General features: G+C 44.2%; 15 protein-coding genes and 2 tRNA genes. 9 read left to right on the top strand and 8 right to left on the bottom strand.

What is annotated here, in order from left to right; genetic code table 11:
* The first annotated feature begins 110 nt into the window (after positions 1 to 110).
* From rplS to JO154_RS16210, 4 genes are all read left to right on the top strand, one after another.
* Entirely contained in the window at positions 111 to 458 is a 348-nt protein-coding gene (gene rplS, locus JO154_RS16225) for a 50S ribosomal protein L19 (RefSeq protein ID WP_199075188.1), read from the top strand.
* A gap of 159 nt (positions 459 to 617) precedes the next feature.
* Positions 618 to 875 (top strand): twin-arginine translocase TatA/TatE family subunit, encoded by a 258-nt coding sequence (gene tatA, locus JO154_RS16220; protein WP_291947389.1) that lies wholly within the window; start codon positions 618 to 620, stop codon positions 873 to 875.
* A gap of 59 nt (positions 876 to 934) precedes the next feature.
* Positions 935 to 2,380, top strand: coding sequence for an Asp-tRNA(Asn)/Glu-tRNA(Gln) amidotransferase subunit GatA (gatA, locus tag JO154_RS16215; protein ID WP_291947387.1), 1,446 nt, complete (start codon positions 935 to 937; stop codon positions 2,378 to 2,380).
* 10 nt (positions 2,381 to 2,390) lie between these two features.
* Positions 2,391 to 3,677, top strand: coding sequence for a lytic transglycosylase domain-containing protein (locus tag JO154_RS16210; RefSeq protein ID WP_291947385.1), 1,287 nt, complete (start codon positions 2,391 to 2,393; stop codon positions 3,675 to 3,677).
* 375 nt (positions 3,678 to 4,052) lie between these two features.
* Here JO154_RS16210 and JO154_RS16205 read toward each other — a convergent pair whose 3' ends face one another.
* Positions 4,053 to 5,468, bottom strand: coding sequence for a cation:proton antiporter (locus JO154_RS16205; RefSeq protein ID WP_291947383.1), 1,416 nt, complete (start codon positions 5,466 to 5,468; stop codon positions 4,053 to 4,055).
* 90 nt (positions 5,469 to 5,558) lie between these two features.
* On the opposite strand from JO154_RS16205, the gene JO154_RS16200 reads away from it, so the two are divergent.
* Complete coding sequence (locus tag JO154_RS16200; protein ID WP_291947381.1) at positions 5,559 to 6,479, top strand: glycosyltransferase; 921 nt, start codon at positions 5,559 to 5,561, stop codon at positions 6,477 to 6,479.
* A gap of 65 nt (positions 6,480 to 6,544) precedes the next feature.
* Here the strand turns inward: JO154_RS16200 and JO154_RS16195 are convergent, their stop codons facing one another.
* Together JO154_RS16195 and gap are read right to left on the bottom strand one after the other, a co-directional pair.
* Positions 6,545 to 7,738, bottom strand: a complete 1,194-nt coding sequence (locus tag JO154_RS16195) for a phosphoglycerate kinase (RefSeq protein WP_291947379.1) — start codon at positions 7,736 to 7,738, stop codon at positions 6,545 to 6,547.
* Between the two features lie 162 nt (positions 7,739 to 7,900).
* A complete protein-coding gene (gap, locus tag JO154_RS16190) occupies positions 7,901 to 8,917 on the bottom strand; it encodes a type I glyceraldehyde-3-phosphate dehydrogenase (RefSeq protein ID WP_291947377.1) in 1,017 nt (338 codons plus the stop codon).
* A gap of 140 nt (positions 8,918 to 9,057) precedes the next feature.
* Here gap and JO154_RS16185 point away from each other — a divergent pair.
* A tRNA-Glu gene (locus JO154_RS16185) sits at positions 9,058 to 9,129 on the top strand.
* A gap of 53 nt (positions 9,130 to 9,182) precedes the next feature.
* Here the strand turns inward: JO154_RS16185 and JO154_RS16180 are convergent.
* On the bottom strand, positions 9,183 to 9,758 hold the full coding sequence (locus tag JO154_RS16180) for an ester cyclase (protein ID WP_291947375.1): 576 nt from the start codon (positions 9,756 to 9,758) through the stop codon (positions 9,183 to 9,185).
* Positions 9,759 to 9,985: 227 nt separating this feature from the next.
* On the opposite strand from JO154_RS16180, the gene JO154_RS16175 reads away from it, so the two are divergent.
* Both JO154_RS16175 and JO154_RS16170 read left to right on the top strand, forming a co-directional pair.
* Entirely contained in the window at positions 9,986 to 11,245 is a 1,260-nt protein-coding gene (locus JO154_RS16175) for an MFS transporter (RefSeq protein WP_291947373.1), read from the top strand.
* A gap of 125 nt (positions 11,246 to 11,370) precedes the next feature.
* Positions 11,371 to 11,442: transfer RNA gene (locus JO154_RS16170), tRNA-Glu, on the top strand.
* A gap of 52 nt (positions 11,443 to 11,494) precedes the next feature.
* Here the strand turns inward: JO154_RS16170 and JO154_RS16165 are convergent.
* A complete protein-coding gene (locus JO154_RS16165; protein ID WP_291947371.1) occupies positions 11,495 to 13,762 on the bottom strand; it encodes a patatin-like phospholipase family protein in 2,268 nt (755 codons plus the stop codon).
* Between the two features lie 184 nt (positions 13,763 to 13,946).
* On the opposite strand from JO154_RS16165, the gene JO154_RS16160 reads away from it, so the two are divergent.
* Positions 13,947 to 17,117 carry a two-component regulator propeller domain-containing protein gene (locus tag JO154_RS16160; RefSeq protein WP_291947369.1) on the top strand — a complete coding sequence of 1,057 codons (3,171 nt, stop codon included), beginning with the start codon at positions 13,947 to 13,949 and terminating at the stop codon, positions 17,115 to 17,117.
* Between the two features lie 205 nt (positions 17,118 to 17,322).
* Here the strand turns inward: JO154_RS16160 and JO154_RS16155 are convergent, their stop codons facing one another.
* The 3 genes from JO154_RS16155 to JO154_RS16145 are packed head-to-tail and all read right to left on the bottom strand — an operon-like array spanning position 17,323 to position 19,773.
* Positions 17,323 to 18,726 (bottom strand): MBL fold metallo-hydrolase, encoded by a 1,404-nt coding sequence (locus JO154_RS16155; RefSeq protein ID WP_291947367.1) that lies wholly within the window; start codon positions 18,724 to 18,726, stop codon positions 17,323 to 17,325.
* Positions 18,727 to 18,755: 29 nt separating this feature from the next.
* Positions 18,756 to 19,277 (bottom strand): DUF4442 domain-containing protein, encoded by a 522-nt coding sequence (locus tag JO154_RS16150; RefSeq protein WP_291947365.1) that lies wholly within the window; start codon positions 19,275 to 19,277, stop codon positions 18,756 to 18,758.
* Positions 19,270 to 19,773, bottom strand: coding sequence for a thioredoxin family protein (locus tag JO154_RS16145; protein ID WP_291947363.1), 504 nt, complete (start codon positions 19,771 to 19,773; stop codon positions 19,270 to 19,272). Before JO154_RS16145 ends, JO154_RS16150 begins: the two co-directional genes overlap by 8 nt.
* Positions 19,774 to 19,787: the final 14 nt, after the last annotated feature.

The raw sequence follows: 19,787 nt of genomic DNA, 5'->3' as shown, positions 1-19,787 counted from the left end.
ATTAGATATTAGTCAGAAGGTATTTTGATGATTTTGCCGAAATTATTCAGTATTAATTTGGTAAATGCTATTTCTTGACTTACTTTTGCACTCCCATAAATATTTGAAAGATGAACGCAATTTCGTTTGTTCACGAGCAACTGACAGCAAAAAAACAGTACCCGAAGTTTAAAGCAGGCGACAACGTCACTGTCAATTATAAAATCGTGGAAGGTAATAAAGAAAGGATTCAGTCCTTTAAAGGTGATGTGGTTAAAATCCAGGGTACAGGTTTTACCGCTTCCTTCACTGTTAGAAAAATTTCTGACGGTATTGGTGTGGAAAGGTTGTTTCCACTCTACTCTCCTAACATCGATTCTATCGTGTTAAACAAGGTGGGTAAAGTTAGAAGAGCGAAATTGTACTACCTGCGCGAGCGTGCTGGTAAAGCTGCCCGTATTAAAGAAAAAAGGGTTTAGTATAAAATACAGGGAAATTAGTAATAAGCGGGGCCTTACCGGTCCCGCTTTTTTTGCATTTCATTAAAATGCTCTTAAATATCCCTAGAGAGCAAACCCAGGGGTGAAAAAGCGGATTTTATCGATTATCTTTGTAGACTTAAAATTAAATACTCGAAGATGACTGCTGTATTCGCGAAATCTACCTTTTTATTCCTTTCTGACGTTGGTGGCTCTGAATTGCTGCTGATTGCTATCGTTGTATTGCTGCTGTTTGGTGGTAAGAAAATCCCTGAACTCATGCGTGGCCTGGGTAAAGGTATCCGTGAGTTTAATGACGCCAAAAACAACGTACGCCAGGAAATTGAGGAGGGCATGAGAGAAAAGCCTGCCGCTCCAACTCAATCCTCTACAACCGATACGAACGTAAAGGCTTAATGGCCGAGGTTGTACACGTACAAGCTTATCAATCATAATATAATTTAACTGGTTTAGCATTGTCTGAATTCAGCAGTATAAAGTCTTTCCATGAAGCATTATACGCCGGCAGCATAACCTGTGCGGGAACGGTACGTCAGTATCTTCAACGCATACAGGGGCTAAAACACTTGAATGCCTTTCTGGAGGTTTATGAAGAGGAAGCGCTGGAGACAGCCCGTCAACTGGATGAACGTATCAAAAACGGTCAGGAAGTAGGGCCTCTAGCAGGAGTGGTGATAGGTATTAAAGATGTTATTTGCTACAAAGGCCATAATGTAAGTGCCGCTTCCAGGATACTGGAAGGGTTTACATCATTATACTCTGCCACAGCAGTAGAACGACTGTTAGCGGCAGATGCAATTATTATCGGTAATCTGAACTGCGATGAGTTTGCTATGGGTTCTACCAATGAAAACTCGGCTTTCGGTCCCACGCTGAATGCACTGGATACTTCCCGTGTACCAGGTGGTTCCTCTGGAGGTTCCGCAGTGGCAGTACAAGCAGATCTTTGCCTGGTGAGTCTCGGCTCCGATACCGGAGGTTCCGTTCGCCAACCAGCCGATTTCTGTGGGATTGTAGGACTTAAACCAACCTACGGTAGAATCTCCCGATATGGTTTAATCGCCTACGCGTCATCTTTTGACCAAATAGGGATTTTTGGCAAGGATATTGCCGATGTGGCGGCAGTTCTACAGACAATAGCGGGTCCGGATGAGTTCGATAGTACAGCCTCCCAAAAGGAAGTTCCTGATTATCAAATCAGTCCGGTAAACAATAAATCCTGGAATTTTGCGTATTTAAGAGATGCACAATACCATGATGGATTGGACCCGGAAATGAGGACTGCTTATATAGATTTCTTTGAATCATTGGTAGATAAAGGCCATACCGTTTCGGGCAGTGGATTTGATTTGATCGATTACATTGTACCAGCGTATTATGTCCTGACAACGGCCGAAGCATCCAGTAACCTGTCGCGTTATGACGGTGTGAAATTTGGCCACAGAACGCAGCAAGAAAACCTCGAACTGACCGATTTCTACAAAAAAAGTAGATCTGAGGGTTTTGGTAAAGAGGTAAAAAGACGTATCTTACTCGGGACTTTTGTACTAAGTTCAGGCTATTATGACGCCTACTATACTAAAGCTCAACAAGTTAGACGTTTGGTTGCTGATAAATTGAACCAGATATTAGATCAGTACGACGCCATACTAATGCCAACTGTGCCTTCAACGGCATTTAAATTAGGGGAAAAATCAGATGACCCTATAGCTATGTACCTAGCCGATATTTATACGGTATTAGCGAATTTGGTAGGGGTTCCGGCAATATCCGTCCCCATAGGTAGGCATTCGAACGGGATGCCATTTGGTGTGCAGATCATTACAAAGAAGTTTGACGAGGCGAACCTGTTAAATATTGCCCATCAGTTGATGGATAGCAAACAGGTAGCGACTGTTTAAAATAAATTGTATGAAAAAAATCTTTTTACTTACGCTGTTGCCAGCATTGAGTTTGGGGAAAGTGAGAGCAGGTAGCAACGGCATACCTAAAGAGAACGGCATCGCAGTAGTCGCGGTGGCCGACACTGGTGTATTGGCGCATGCCAAGGTTAAAGTGAAGTTGCCTAAAGATACGGCCGATCACGCTACTCCTACTTCTATTGCGGTAAAGAAGGCAGCTCAAAGCTTGCCAAACACTATTCGCAATGCGAAAGTGTATGAACAAATTAACAACAACCTGGTTGCTGGTTATGTGAATAACTACGCCACCCGGTATAGTCAGCATCTCCAAGTCATGATCGAAAGAGGTCAACCCTACTTCGCCATGGTGGAGAAAATCTTCCGTGAACACGGTATCCCTGAGGAAATGAAATACCTCGCGGTAATTGAATCTAGCTTTAATACCAACGCCCGCTCCAGAGTAGGTGCCGTAGGTGCATGGCAGTTTATGGCCGGTACCGCCCGCATTTTCGGTCTGAGCGTAGGTAAAAAAGTAGACGAAAGAAAAGACTTCTATAAATCCACCCTCGCAGCAGCTCAATACCTGAACCAACTGTATGATCAGTTCGGCGACTGGCTGCTGGTAGTAGCTGCTTATAACTGCGGCGCTGGTGGTGTACAACGTGCTATGAAAGCCAGCGGTCGTGAAGACTTCTGGGGCATGCAGTATTTCCTGCCTGCTGAATCCCGTAACCACGTATATAAATTCATCGCTACCGGTTACATCCTCGACCGATTCAACAACTTCTTCGGTGTAAGCATGGATGATAACAAAGCTGTATCAGTAAATAACACTGCAGATAATACTCCTTCTATTATTGGTGTTGCAAGAGGCCCACTCACAGAAGAAGAGATCTATAATACTGTTGAAATCAACGTTACCGGTAAATACCGACTGGAAGCAATCGCTAAAACCCTGGATATAGATGTTCCTTCCCTGGATCGCCTGAATCCTGGATTTGCCAAAGCAATGGCTTCTCCAGCAAATGCTTATGACCTGCGCATTCCAAAAGATAAAATGAAGCAGTTCATGGCAGATAAGGAAGAAATCCTGAAAGAGTCTGTACAAATGTCTCTCGATGATAAAGCAGTAGGTGTGGATAAATCCAAATTTCCTACTCCTGCTAAAATGCCAGAAACTAAAGCTGCTCCATCTAAAGCACCTGTAGCTAAAAAGGCATCACATAGCAGCAAAAAGAAACATCACTACGGCGCTAAAAAATCTAACGGTAAAAAGAAATCACACAAAAAACACTAATCTGTTTAAGTGTAAGATATAAAATGAAGAAGCCGGCGATAATCGTCGGCTTCTTCGTTTTTATATCTTCTGTTCCAGCCCACAGGGCTGGAACAGAACTGTCAGTAGCCAAACTGATTCCTATTTCATTTCTATTGTTCCAGTCTGCGAGGCTGAAATAAATTGCCATTAGCTAGACGGGTTTCTTTTTCATTTCTATTATTCCAGTCTGCGAGGCTGAAATAAAATTGCCAGCAGCTAAACTGATTCCTTTAAAGCCAATACCGTAAGAAATGAAAAGGGAGAAGCCGGTGACCATCACCGGCTTCTCCCTTTTCATTTCTAATGTTCTAGCCCGCAAGGCTGGAACATTAGATAAACAACTTCTAAAGTAACCTATGCAGCAACTGCTTTATGATGTCTCCTTTCAGACATCTCTACCAGATCTAACAGCGGACCTGTCATGAAGGTAGTGGCCAGGGCCATCAAAACCAACATCGCAAAGATTTCTGGAGAAAGGATGCCCAAATCATAACCAATATTCAATACCACCAGTTCCATCAGTCCACGTGTATTCATCAATGCACCAACAGCAACCGACTGGCGCCAGGTTTGACCCATTAATCGGGCAGTTACCGCACTACCACCAAATTTGCCACCTACAGCCACCAACATAATCATACCAAAAGCAGCCCAGAGATGGCCTTGGGAGAGCAGACCTATATGGGTACGCAAACCAGTAAATGCAAAGAAGATTGGCAGGAGAATCAATACAGAAACATCTTCCAGTTTATCAGTGAAGATTTTACGAATTGTTTCTTGTGCAGGCATGATAGCGCCGGCAAGGAATGCGCCGAATAGTGCGTGGATACCAATTACTTCCGCCATCCATGCAGAAAGGAGCAATGTGAAGAAAACAAAACCTGCTGCACCTTTTTCATGACCCTTATCTAATTGTGACTGAATTGCCCTCTTGAGCCAGGGTCTCACTAACATAATCATTACAGTAACGAATACGATGGCCAGCGCGATAGTAATAGCGGCAGTGGCTAAACCAGAGGCTTTAGCAATGGCTACTACCACCGCCAGGATACACCATGCCGTAATATCATCCGCAGCCGCACAGGTGATAGCGAGGATACCGAGCGGGGTACCTGTCAGTTTTCTTTCCTGTACAATCCTTGCCAGCACTGGGAATGCCGTAATACTCATGGCAATACCCATAAACAGTGCAAATGCGATGAAACTTACATTGGCAGGAGCGAAGGATTCAAAAATGAAATAGGCGAGTCCTACGCCCAAGAAGAAAGGCACTACAATGCTGGCATGACTGATCATGACCGCATCATGCGCTTTATTCTTGATTTTATTCAGATCCAGTTCCATACCTACGATAAACATGAAGAACGCAAGTCCTATCTGGCTGAGGAATTGGAGGCTTTTCAAGGATTCGGCAGGGAAGAGGAAAGCAGAAAAAGATGGAGTTATCCAACCTAGGAGAGAAGGTCCTAATAATACCCCGGCAATGATTTCGCCTACTACAGACGGTTGACGTATCATATTGGCCAGCTTACCAAACAGACGGGCAGCCAGCATGATGACAACAATTTGTAATAACAGCAAACTCAGCGGATGCTTGAAGTTATCCAGGTATCTAAGCCAGGAGTCGCTGGAGGTGAGCAATACTGCGGGGTTTACAGTGGAATTTACAGCCTGTTTTACCGGCAGCGCCTGCCCTTTACTCAGTACAAAAGCAATCAAGGCTCCAAAGACACCAAGGATCACTGGATACCAAATGAGGCGTTTATTCATAATCGAGTTGTTAAGATCAAACTGAAAGATAGAAAATCCTTTTGCTACATTTGCTATGCAAAAATCAATTAATATACATATAAACCTGATATGGTTACTGCCGACGGAAATAAGCCACTCGTATCAATTGTTGCTGCAACTTACAACGGAGAAAGGTTTCTACGACCTCAACTGGATTCACTGGTGAACCAAACTTACCCTAACCTTGAAATTATTGTACTGGATGACTGTAGCAAAGATGGTACCTGGTCTATACTGGAAGAATATGCCGCTCGTTATCCACAACTGAAAATATACAAGAACGAATCTAACTTGGGATATATCAAGAACTTTGAAAAGGTGAGTCAACTGGCGAAGGGAGATTATATATCCTATTCAGACCAAGATGATGTCTGGGACCTGGATAAAATCCAGCTTTCCATGGATCACATTGGGGATAATCCTATGATCTACCACGATTCTGCAATGGTGGATGACGGGTTAAATAGCCTGGGTATTACCCATAATAGCTTAAAACGTCTGCAATCACTGGATAATCCACTTTATTTTGCGACAGACAACTGTGTGGGTGGGCATGCGCTCATCGCGAAAAGAGAAGTAGTAATGGCGAGTATCCCGTTTCCGGTAGAAATGCCCTATGATCTCTGGTTAGCTTTTAAAGCCACCTTCTTTGGTACCATTGTTTATTATGATAAAGCCATGGTCAAATGGCGTCAGCATAGTTATAATGTAACACAACATAAGAAGAGTCAGGAAGTAAAGATTCGAGAGGCGAGGGAGCGATTGAAGATATTTGCTGATCACTGCGACAGTGAGCATAAGAAAGAAGCGGCAGTGCTAACTTCTCTCTATGAAAGCTATGCTAGTACAGGCTTTAGAGACAGTTGGAACAGGATGGTATTGTTCTTTAAGTATAAATCCTATTTCCTGGCCATGAAGCGCAGGAATGAATTCAGAAAGAACCTGTTTTGTTTGAAGATGTTTATCAAGATACGTGAACACGTAGCCTAAATATTATATTTCAACTGTCGTCCTTGCCTGCTGGCAGGGACGACAGTTGAAATAAAGGGAGAAAGTTATTGGATCGCTGCAATACCAGGTAATACTTTTCCTTCGAAGAATTCCAGCATAGCACCACCACCAGTAGAAACATAGCTTACTTTATCAGCAAAGCCGAACTGATTTACAGCGGCAACGCTATCACCACCACCTACGAGGGAGAAAGCGCCTTTAGCAGTAGATTCCACGATTGCTTCCGCTACACCTTTGGTACCACCTTGGAATGCTTCCATTTCAAACACGCCCATAGGACCGTTCCAGAGAATGGTTTTAGAAGCCTGAATAGTTTGAGCGAAGAGTTCTACAGATTTAGGACCAATGTCCAGACCCATCCAGCCAGCAGGGATATTATCGTTGGAAACCAACTGAGTAGCTGCATCAGCAGCGAATTTGTCAGCAGCAACGGAATCCAGTGGCAGCAAGAGTTTTACGTTATTGATTTTTGCTTTCTCCAGCAGTTCATTTGCCAGATCCAGTTTATCATTTTCCACGAGGGAGTTACCAATTTCCTTGCCTTGTGCTTTCAGGAAAGTGTAAGCCATACCACCACCGATGATGATGTTGTTGGCACGTTCCATCAGGGTTTCGATGATGAGAATTTTATCAGATACTTTCGCACCGCCGAGAATGGCTGTGAACGGGCGTTCTGCGTTGTTCAGTACTTTCTCTGCGTTGCTTACTTCTGCTTCCATCAGGTAACCGAACATTCTGTTTTCAGGAGCGAAGTATTGCGCGATAACGGCGGTAGAAGCGTGTGCGCGGTGAGCGGTACCGAAAGCGTCGTTTACGTATACGTTACCGAGTTTGGCCAGTTGTTCAGCGAAACTAGGATCACCTTTTTCTTCTGCTTTGTGGAAGCGCAGGTTTTCCAGGAGGAGAACTTCGCCCATTTGGAGCTTAGCTGCTTCTTTTTCTGCAACAGGACCTACGCAGTCGCTTGCAAATTTCACAGTAACGCCACCCAACAGTGTGATCAGATGATATACAAGATGTTTTAAAGAGTATTTATCGGTAGGGCCATCTTTCGGGCGACCGAGGTGAGACATGAGGATAACAGCACCGCCATCTTTCAGAATTTTTTTGATGGTAGGTACAGCCGCGCGCATGCGGGTATCGTCCGTGATTTGGAAATTATCGTTCAACGGCACGTTGAAATCTACACGGATCAAGGCTTTCTGGCCATTGAAGTTATGTTCGGAGAACTTGCTCATCTGATATCAGTTTAGAATAACATTAGGGTACTTCAATAAAAAAACCGCGGAACCAACAGCACAAAGCATTTACATCCGTGGTGATCGGTTGGCTGCTGTTATGGTGTAGTTGCGCGGAATTTAGAACAAAGCCCTCGTCTGAGGGCTTTGTGATGGGTGTAATTATTTGCTGATCAGGCCGGCGAAGTACTTCACAGTACGAACCAACTGAGATACGTAGCTCATTTCGTTATCGTACCAGGAAACGGTTTTCACCATTTGTTGATCGCCAACAGTGATTACTTTAGTCTGTGTAGCGTCGAACAGGGAACCGTAGTGGATACCGATGATATCAGAGCTTACAATTTCATCTTCGGTATAACCGAAAGATTCGTTGGAAGCTGCTTTCATAGCTGCATTTACTTCTTCTGCAGTTACTTTTTTACCCAGGATGGTAGTCAGTTCAGTGAGGGAACCAGTGATGGTTGGAACGCGTTGCGCGCCGCCATCCAGTTTACCTTTCAGTGCTGGCAGTACCAGACCGATTGCTTTAGCAGCACCAGTGCTGTTAGGAACGATGTTCGCAGCAGCAGCGCGAGCACGGCGCAGGTCACCTTTTGGATGTGGAGCATCCAGGGTGTTCTGGTCGTTCGTGTAAGCGTGAACGGTAGTCATCAGACCTGCAACGATACCGTAAGTATCCTGCAGTACTTTTGCCATTGGAGCGAGACAGTTAGTCGTGCAAGAAGCGCAAGAGATAACTGTTTCAGAACCGTCCAGGATATCGTGGTTTACGTTGAATACGATCGTTTTCAGATCACCAGTAGCAGGAGCAGAGATTACAACTCTCTTAGCACCAGCAGTGAGGTGAGCAGCAGCTTTATCTTTATCAGCGAAGAAACCAGTACACTCGATTACCACATCAATTTCATGCTGTTTCCATGGAATTTGAGAAGGATCTTTCTGCGCGTAAATCTTGATATCTTCACCATTTACGTTAATTGCATCGTCAGAATTTTTAACCTCTGCATCAAACCTACCCTGAGCTGAATCGTATTTCAGCAAATGCGCCAGTTGCTTAGGACTGGTGAGGTCATTGATTGCAACAACATCAATACCGGGCATTTTGTAAATCTGGCGGTATACCAAACGACCGATACGGCCGAACCCATTAATACCAATTTTGAGAGTAGTTCCCATTTTACATCGTGATTTGAATATGAAAAAATCGAAGGCGAATTTACAAGCTATACCCGTAATATTCAATAGATTTTTAGGTTATCAAAATTTTTTTTGGAAATATAGAAAAAGGTCCTACTTTTGCAATCCCAAAACGATACGCCGCGTTGGTCAAGGGGTTAAGACGCCTCCCTTTCACGGAGGAATCACGGGTTCGATTCCCGTACGTGGTACAAAGAAAAAGCTGCAGATTCTGCAGCTTTTTTTATTGCCATATACTTCCGAACTATTTTGCTAGCCCGATCTGCTTCATAAAGGACTGGTTATCCCAGAACAGGTATTCTTCTATCATTTTTCCATCTTTCCAGTGGCCGATAGTGACCATACTCAGCTTAAAGGGCTTTCCCGTGGGCGGAATTGTTTTACCACCCCCAATGGGCATCGGTTGGGTAAATGTACCGGCCATCTCCCCAATGACTGCCGTCCAATCACCTTCTCCAAACCGAACCGGGTGCGTTTTGATTTTGGTATCCGGCGCAAATACAAACATCGGTTTCAACATATCTATATGCTGGGGAAACAGTCCGGTGGTTACAGAACCGTCAGGATAATACACCTTTATGTTCGCATCGTGGCTGATAGCCAGCGAATCCCATTGCTGACCGGAGTAAAAGTCGAAATCCAGGGTGTCGAAACGCTGAAGCCGCTGGGCTGTCAGGGCTTTCTCCGCCCGATATTGTTTTAATTCTGCTTCTAGGGAATCCACCTTGGCCTGTAGGCCCGCATTGCCCTTACTGCCGCAGGCTGTCAGCAGCCAACAGACCGCTGTTGCGAAAATCAGCATATAAAGCCTTGTTTTCATAAGAAATGTTTTAGGCTTAACAGGTTTTGTCGAAAAAGGTTTTGGCCCGTAAAACGGCTTTAAATTGTCCATTTTGATGAAGCCAGCGCATAGAGATTACAGGAAGATGCCATATAATGTTTCGGATATGTGTTTTCCTGGGCCTGATTTTTTAATAATACTTTAAGTTAGCAAAGTAAATTTATAAAGTTACTTTACTATTTTTGTAAAGCAATCGGAGTGGAGTTATGAAGATTAGTACATTCAGCGCATTTAAGAGCCGGAATTATCGGTTGTATTTCAGCGGGCAGTCTGTTTCCCTCATCGGTACATGGATGCAGAAGACGGCCGTCAGTTGGGTAGTATATGCACATACGCATTCGAAATTCATGCTGGGATTAACCCTCTTCGCCAGCATGTTTCCTTCGTTTATACTTTCGTTTCTTGGAGGCATCGCGTCCGATAGGTACAACCGCTATAAGTTGCTGCTGCTAACGCAATTCGCGTCCATGCTGCAAGCCTTGGCGCTCACATTGCTGGTGTATTTCAAACATTATTCTGTTTGGCATATCATCGGACTAAGCGCTGTATTGGGCGTGATAAATGCCTTTGATGTGCCCGCCCGTCAATCGCTTGTGTATGAGATGGTGGATAACAAAGCCGACTTACCAAATGCATTGGCACTGAATTCTTCTATGGTGAATTTATCCCGATTGATAGGCCCCGGCATTGCAGGTATTGCTTTGGAGAAATTGGGAGACGACATCTGCTTTGCCCTGAATACCTTCAGCTTTGTAGCGGTAATCGTGTCTTTACTGATGATGAAATTACCTGCCTATCAGCCATCTAACAAGCATAAAGATGTACTGCGCGAACTGAAAGAAGGATTGGCCTATGTACGCAATACGCCGAATATTTCCCAGATATTAAGCATTCTGGGGATGATGAGTTTGTTCGTGCTGCCTTTTACGACGTTGATTCCCGTTTATGCGAAAGATATTTTTAAAGGCTCTGCAACCACCTTCGGGGTTATTGACAGCGCTATAGGACTGGGCGCACTATTGGGCGCTTTATACTTGGCTTCTCTGAAACCAGGCCGTAACCTACGTAAAGTATTGGCGATAAATACCCTTGTTTTCGGAGTAGGGCTGGTGCTATTCTCCCACACTACCTGGTATCCGATTGCATTATTCTTTGCCACACTGTGCGGCTTTGGGATGATGTCTCAAATAACTATTTCGAATACCATCATTCAAACTACTGTTGATCCGGCTGTAAGAGGACGCGTAATCAGTTTGTATGCGATGGTGTTCTTTGGATTACAACCATTGGGCGGACTCCTCGTAGGCGCTATTTCCCAATACATCGGAACACCGGATACGGTGCTGATGGAAGGAATCTTCACATTGATAGTAGGTGGTTATTCACTTCGATTGATCAACAAAAGAGAAGAATCTTTCATCGCATTACAAGAGAATCCACAAGAAGTGCGGGTTAATTCAAATTAATTACGATATTTGCACCCCGGTTCTTTGATAGTAAAACAGCGCTTTAAAAAGATTTTTCAAAAAAGTTGAAAATAAATTTGGCGGATATGAATGTTTTCCTATCTTTGCAATCCCAAAACGGAAACGCCGCGTTGGTCAAGGGGTTAAGACGCCTCCCTTTCACGGAGGAATCACGGGTTCGATTCCCGTACGTGGTACAAAGAAAAAGCTGCAGATTCTGCAGCTTTTTTTATTTTATATCATGTCTGTTTAATCTTTATGCAGGTCATACACGTGGAAACTATCCGTTGCCAATAAACCGTATCTCCCTGTGGTTTTAAACGTTTGTATCACTTCTTCTAACCTGCTATTCATTCTTCGCAGATTATAATTTGAAATCACCCAGTTCATGGGATATTCTTCTGTTTCATGTGGGCGATACAAATTGATTTCTTTATCTACCACATAGTTGGGGGAATTCTTGCTTCTGAAATATTGATTAAGACGATCGTTATTCACATCTGTTTGTGAACCATAGGTGCCCAACACCGCCACTATCGGCGCCGCCAGCGTGTTCACAAATGCATTAATCTGCCCTTTAGGCTTGGAACTGTCGGACCCATTGGTAATATGAATCAACCGGAAACGCAACTTACTATACAACATGGAATCTTCTCCCTTACCTGCGGTCATCAAGGAATCCAATCGCAACATCATTTCATGTACTACGCCAGCGCCGGAGTTATCGAAATAGCCGCCGTCTACAAAGTAATACCCTCCTAATTCTCCAGCAGGAGAGATGTATGGAAACCTGGAACTCAATACTGCCGCTGTGCTCATGCGTAAATTATTATAGGGATTGGTGGAAGAAGTGTCGGCTATCTGCACTACATCATAACGCTTGCTGAAATCAAGTTGCGCGGTGCTTACAACACTCGGCATCCCATGCTGCACTTCAGTGGTATTGATAAAGAGAACTGGCAGTCTCCCTGTAGTATCCATAAAATGATCAAAGGGATATTTGTATGCATTGGTATACATGCTGTCGGCAGCCCCTTCCATCACGCGTTCCAGGGCAGCGGCGCGGTCGTCAAATACGCCGAATAAATGTCCCCACGTATCAGGACCGAAATACCTGGCCATCAGGAAACTGAGAAAATCCGTTCTCAGAAAATTCTGTACAGCAGGCGTATACTCCGCTGCGCCATTATGATGAATGATACTATAGAACGTAGTGTTTCCAACTGATCCGCCGGAGGCACTAGACATACAAAACAAGTGGTTGGAAAAACGCCTAGTAGGATCTTTACGCGTACAATCCTCCATGGCAGATAACACAGAAGATACCCAGTAACCAGAGCGAGAAGCACCACCATCGGACATCACCAGGTATATATCAAATGGATGTTCCGGACTAGCGGCATCGATGAGCGCCTTTCTGTCTGGATGGTTCAACCATCGGTAGAAATATGTACATACTTTATTCCGTTCGTTATAAGCAATAGCTGGCTTTTGATTCAGTGTTCGGACTTTATACGGATCAAATTTAATCCCACTGATGAACAGAATAGCCAGCAAAATGAAAAAGAAATTGATACGATAGCGAATGGATAAATAACTGATAATGCTCGCCATGCCGATTAGAAACCCGAAAGCGGTCAACACTACGGCCAATGGTCCCATTTTGTTAGCGAACGAGATACTTAGGATGCTTGCAAAATATATGACGATACCGATAAACGATAAGATATTAAACCAAATGAAATACCTGGCTTCATTGACGCCATGTGTGCCGTTGGTCAGCTTTAGATTGAGTTCCTGGATCTTCCTGGAGTGTGTCTTATGGTTTTTGCGGATATAATGTTCCCGCATGATAAAAGCCCAAGTAAACAGTAGCTGCAAAAGAAAGAGGAAAATGGCGTAGAAACTCAGATAGGCTGGATATCCTGGCTCACCGCTCTTGTCAGATTCAAGTCCCTTCAACAGCAATAAGGCCCACCAGCCTAAAATAGCAGCAATCAGGATTATCAACAATGTTTTGTTACGTTGCTTGTGGAAATACCCAGGACCGAATACCAGGTTAATCAACAGGTAGATGCAATTCTGGGCTACAATAAACAGTACCAATTCGCAAACATACCCAGTTGTTCCAAGGCTTACGCCAATTAATTTTTGTAATCCTGGTAATCCCAATATCGCGGTTTCTATGCTGACAAATGCATTGAATGCCATGAGTCTTGGGAAATGTGTCAGGAAGGCCTTTTTAAGGCTATTAGTGGCGTCTTTCCCCTTTTTATAGCTAACTATCCGGGCGCTGTACCAAATCACATAAGCCCAGAAGCAAATGGCTATAAACGAGAAAAATCGAGGTCCTGCATATTCTGATACCTGGATGATGATATCCTGCCCGATAGACAGTTTTGTAAACAGGAAAAAAGACCCGATGATGGTGACCACACCGGGGAAAAAGAGCCAGAGACAGGAAAGTAGTTCCCTGAAAAAGTCGATAGCTTTCAGCTTAAAGGTTTTCGTGTTCATTTTTGGGGTCTTATAGTTTGAGAAAAAATTAAACTAGGGGCTGGTTATTTCGACTGGTTGATACGATATACCCAAAAATAACAATATATCTTTATTTAACCTGCTTTTCCTTTATTGCCTTCACCTTGCTATCTTTAGGGTACCAAACCAGGATATTCCTACAGTCAGAACCCTGAAGAATCCCATGAACCGACTATTCACTGACTTATTTCGAATCCGCTTTTTCGCAGCTACCCTGGCCATTTTACATGGTATGCTGTACTGCAGCAATGTTGCAGCACAGGCGCCATTTGCGCATAAATTCACTCATCTGGATATCAACAATGGGTTAGCTAGCAATCACGTTTCCGCCATCTTGCAAGATCGTAAAGGGTTTATCTGGATAGCCAGCACAGCCCTACAACGATATGATGGTTCCAATTTGATTACAGTAGCGAATTTCGATAGAATACCCGGCTCTATCTATTACGACGATATCTGTCTGTGTGAAGACAAGAAAGGAAGGATTTGGATGGGAACCCCAGACAATATTCGTATATACGATCCTGTTACAACTCGTGTTCGGGTGGTCAAAGTACCCAATAGCGGTACCAGCCATGATGGTTTGTCTTGCAGCAATATCCTTGAAGATCATCAGGGCGTTATCTGGGCTTCCACCAACGACGGCCTCCTGAGATATGATTCTGCCCAACAGGTTTTCCTGAAAGCCTCACAGATTCCAGCAGCTTATCGTATTCAGGTACAGGACGCCATGATGGAGGATGAAAAAGGAAATATCTGGTTGAGTGGGAAAGATGGTCTTTTCATCCTGAGTAGCGATCGCAAACAGTTATTCCATCAAGGGAATAACCCCGAACATTTACCTGTGTTGAATATCCGGCGCTCCTTTAAACAATTTTTTATTGACTCCTCTCACAATGTATGGCTGGCAGCACGTGGCGGCTATGCTTATCGCTATAATCCAACCACTACGCGCCTCGACTCCTTTTACTTTACCAACAAAGGAACCAAAAATCGTGTAGCCGTATTCGATATCCGTGCAGACCAAGAAGGACGCGTATGGGTAGCCACAGAAACGGAAGGAATATTTCGTTTTAATCCGCAGCAACAAAGATTTGATCTCCATATCCAAGCGGATAATGCTGACCCACAGGCTCTACATTACGATTATGAAGCCAACTGTATGATGAGTGACCGCGAAGGGCACTTATGGGTCGGTACGGATCAAGGAGTGAATATTTTAAGTTTACACAGCCAGTCGTTTCGTGTGTTGGATCAGCGCACAAGGTTTTCACAAACGAAAACCCGACTCCCTTCTGCTGAGGTGACAGGGATTTTCCAGGGATCTAACGGTGACGTATATATTGGCTACTGGGGCAAAGGGTTCGCTTTTTTGTCGCCCAATATGGACTTGTTGGGAACATTTACCAATAATTCTAGATCGCGCGCCTCCAGTATTCCGGAGGAACGCAGCCTCGTATGGACATTTGCAGAGCTCCACGATGGAACGATCGTGATTGGCCAGGAGAATGGCAATCTCTCGCTATTCGATCCTGTTACACGCCAGTTTAAAAAGCATCTTCAGCATCCGGCTTTACATCTACAAACACCGTTGGTGTTGTTGCCAGAACATGATACGACCGTTTGGATTGGATTGTATAAAAAAGGATTGGCTAGCTGGAATCCTGTTACCAATCGCTTTGCACAATACCATGCTTTGCTGGACAGCCTCCAACGGCCTACCTCTGTAATGGATATTGTACCCTATCAGGATTCGTTGTTATGGCTAGCTACCAGTACTTCCGGATTATTGTTATTCAATCCACGAAATAATCAACTACCGGAACGCTACACTTTCAAATGGAGGAATCGTAAATCCGGGAATGTAACCTGTCTGTTGCCTTACAATGATTCCCTGTTGCTGGCGGGCACCGATCAGGGGCTGTGGGTTTTTAATCTTCATACCCGGCAATCTCATCCAATACTCAATCACAATCAGCTTTTCAATGAGTGGGTATTAGGAATGGAAAAAGATAAAACGGGAGATATCTGGTTGACCACGCAGTACGGATTTTACAAGTTATCGATGAGTAACCAGGTGCTGGAAACTTTTGTACAGGGAGATGACATTATCGATAATAACCGTAAGGTGCGCCGACAGATACTGCAATTGCAAAATGGGCAACTGCTGATAGGGGCCTCCGATTACGTGCTAAGCCTGGATCCGCGAGATCTGAAGAAAGCGCCGCCTCCGCCGGATGTTACTATCCTCAACTTACGAGTGATGGACAGCAGTGTGCTGATAGGCGCTGCTATAGCCGAAAATAAGCCGGTGGAGCTGCATCACAGACAGAATTTCATCTCCATAGAATTCAAAAGTTTGCAATATCACCAGGAGAAGATCAAATATTATTATCAGTTGGAAGGTGTAGATGAGAAGTGGGTTAGTGCCGATGCCTCACTGATAGCGAAATACACGAACCTGCCTCCAGGGCATTATATTTTCCGAGTGAAGGCTGCTAATGCGACTGGTACATTCTCAGATGATATTACTACGCTACAGATCAATATCCGCCCTGCTTTCTGGCAGACAGGCTGGTTCCGCTTACTGGCATTGGCTTTGGCGGTAGCATTGATTTACTTTTATATACGATTACGAATAGCTATTGTTAGGAGAGACGCGCGTCAGCGGGCCAGCATCCAGCAAGAGATGGCACAGTTGGAGATGAAAGCATTACGGGCGCAAATGAACCCGCATTTTATCTTCAATGCACTGAACTCTATCCAGATATTCATGATGAAAAATGAAACAGAATCAGCACAAGCTTATCTGAGTCGCTTCGCAAAACTCATCCGGAATGTGTTGGATAATTCCCAGTTGAATCACATTTCTGTGGTGAAAGAGGTGAGTATGTTGGAGAATTATATGGAGCTGGAGAAACTCCGTTTCACCGATCAGTTTGAATATAGGATCATCGTAGATCGGCAGTTGGAGGCTGATTTGGTAGAAATACCTACAATGGTGGTACAACCTTTCGTGGAAAATGCTATCTGGCATGGATTGGTGCATAAGAAAGAAAAAGGTCGACTAACTATTCGCTTCTGGGAAGCGCCAGGAAGGATTTTATGTACCGTAGAAGATAATGGGGTAGGTAGGGAGAAATCCGCTGCTATTAAGCAAATGCAGGCAGAGAGACACCATTCCAGGGGCTTACAGATTACCCGCGATAGATTGTCGATTTATAATAGCCGCTTTCATGTAGAGGCGGGATTTGAAATAGAAGATTTATATCAGGAAGATGGTAGTCCCTTGGGAACGCGCGTCACCCTGTGGTTTCCGCAGGAATTGGAATAACAATTTTTCTCGCAAAGGCGCTAAGAAGCAAAGGCCCACATTGGCTGATGGTTTTTTGTTGTAGAAGGCCGCAAAGATTTGGCAACTATTATACTATACTTTTACAACCCCTATATTGAATGAGTGGAAGTACTGTAAAAAACCTTTGCGGCCTTAAAACAACAAAGCAAAATCCTTTATTTCCTTTGCGCCTTTGCGAGAAATACTACGATAAGCCTATTTCATAATGTCTTTCTGGGATTTCAATATCCAGGAAGCCTTTTTTGAACAGCCACTGTTTGAAGATTTTTTGCACTTCATATTCGCCATGCACCAAGAAGAGTTTCTTGATATCCTTAGGATTCTGGCAAGACAGCCATTGGCTAAGATCTTCGTAATCGCCGTGAGCACTCATAGAACGAATCACGCCTACTTCTGCATTTACCTGAAAGCGGGTTCCATAGATGGATACTTCTTTAGCGCCGTTCATCAAGCGTCCGCCCAGTGATTCAGGTTCGCAATAGCCCACGATCAGGATGGTATTCCTTGATTCATCGATGTTATTTGCAATATGGTGTTTCACCCTTCCTGCTTCCGCCATACCAGATGCGGAGATGATCACGCATGGCTCCTGGCGAAAGTTCAGATTTTTAGATTCGTCTACAGATTTAACGTAGCGTAATCCTGGAAAATCAAATGGATCGCTGTCTCTTTTTAATAGATCAGAAACGGCGCGGTTAAAGACTTCTGGGTGAGCTTTGGTTACCTGGGTAGCCTCGGTAGACAGTGGACTGTCCACGAAGATATCCACCTTTGGCAGTTTCCCATCCAGTTGCATATTATTCAGAGAGTAGAGTAATTCCTGTGTACGGCCAACGCTAAAAGCAGGGATAATGAGTTTACCTCTTTTCTCCACGCAGGTGTGGATAATGTATCGGAGCAGTTCATCATCGGCAGGTTTTGCGTCTGCATGGAGCGTGCTACCGTAAGTGGATTCCATCAGGATGTAATCCGCTTGAGGGAAGGTGGCCGGTGATTTCAGAATAGCATCATTATAACGACCAATATCACCACTGAAGGTAACCTGTTCGGTTTTGCCATTCTCTGTGATGCGGAGGTGCATAGAGGCGGCGCCTACTATATGTCCAGCATCCGTGAACATGATTTGGATATCCGGATCGATGGAAGTCCAGGTATTATAACCTATAGGCTTCAGATATCGGATCGCATTTTTTGCATCTTCGATCGTGTAGAGGGGTTGCAGGTAAGGCTGCCCTTCTTGTGCTCTTTTCTTATTGGAGAATTTGATATCATCTTCCTGGATTTCTGCGGAGTCCAGCAGGAGGATTTCGGCCATATCGCGAGTAGCCGGAGTGCAATAAATCGGGCCTTGGTAGCCCATTTTGATAAGGCGGGGAATCAGTCCGGTGTGATCAATGTGTGCATGAGAGAGCACCATGTAGGTAACATCTTTCGGTTCAAAGCCAAAGTCCCTATTGAGGGCATCTGTGTCTTTTCCCATACCCTGGAACATTCCACAATCGAGCAGGATTTTCTTGCCATTCTTCAAAGTGATCAGGTGCTTAGATCCCGTTACTGTGCGGGCAGCACCATGAAATGCAATCTTCATAATTAAGGGTATTTTAGTAAGAATTAAGCTCACCTGGCTTTAAAAGACCAGGTAATATCGAAGGAGGCAATTACTATGCCCTCTTTATTTCTACCTTCTGAGCGCATGGTGATGGTGGTCGGGTCATTCTCCTGCATAGCCTTTGTCATGGCTGCTTTCATAGCAGGGATGTCCGAACAGGTAAAATAAGTCATACCGGTGGCTTTCTTCACAAAGGTCGCTTGCATACCAGTAACGAGCATGGATATATTACGGGAAGCACTACGTGCATACATCATTGCAGGAAGTCCGGTACTCAGTTCACCGGCCATTGCCAGGCAGGCGAAGTAGGTGGAGCGGAAAGGGTTCTGCGATAGCCAGCGATAAGGAACATGGGTAACGCATTTTTCTTCTGATACAGATACCAATCGGACCCCAGCCAGCCAGGCAGCGGGCAACTTCCAGAGCATGAATGCTGAAAACTTAAACGGATGCTGTGCAAATCTTATAAAAGATTGCACAGCATCCGTTTTAAAATAAGTAGTGCCGTTTTCCATGGGCTTACTATTCATTAATGTAATTGGATGGCTGAAGAGCGGCAGGACTCCATTGTTTCAGCATATCCAGGACTTTCTTTTTATCGTAGGAATCTGCTGCTTCCAACAAACCAGAGTTCTGGGTGTGGATACGATTCCCTTTTTCATCCAGGATAACGAATACTGGGAAACCAAATCTTTGTGGATAACCCAGTTCTTTTAACACAGGAAGATTTTTATTTTCCTTGCTGTAGTTGAGGTGATATACCACATAGTTCTTGTCCATAGTGGTTTTCAGTTCTGTATCCTCTTCCACGAATTTATAAAAGCGGCGGCACCAGATGCACCAGTTACCACCAATTTGCAACAGCACGTGCTTTTTCTCTTTGGCAGCAGTGGCAATAGCGGTGGTAATGTCTTTTTTGGCGTTGGCGTCAGGATTGTAGATGTGTTGCAAATCCAGCGTTTGAGCGTTGGCGGCGGGAATAACGAATCCCAGACTTAAAATCAGCGTCCATACATACTTCATCATAAAAAATATATCTA

Source organism: Chitinophaga sp. (assembly GCF_019236475.1).
In the GTDB taxonomy this organism is placed as follows: domain Bacteria; phylum Bacteroidota; class Bacteroidia; order Chitinophagales; family Chitinophagaceae; genus Chitinophaga.
The sequence above is the reverse complement of the archived record's forward strand: the minus strand, read 5'-3'. Positions and strand labels throughout refer to the sequence as shown.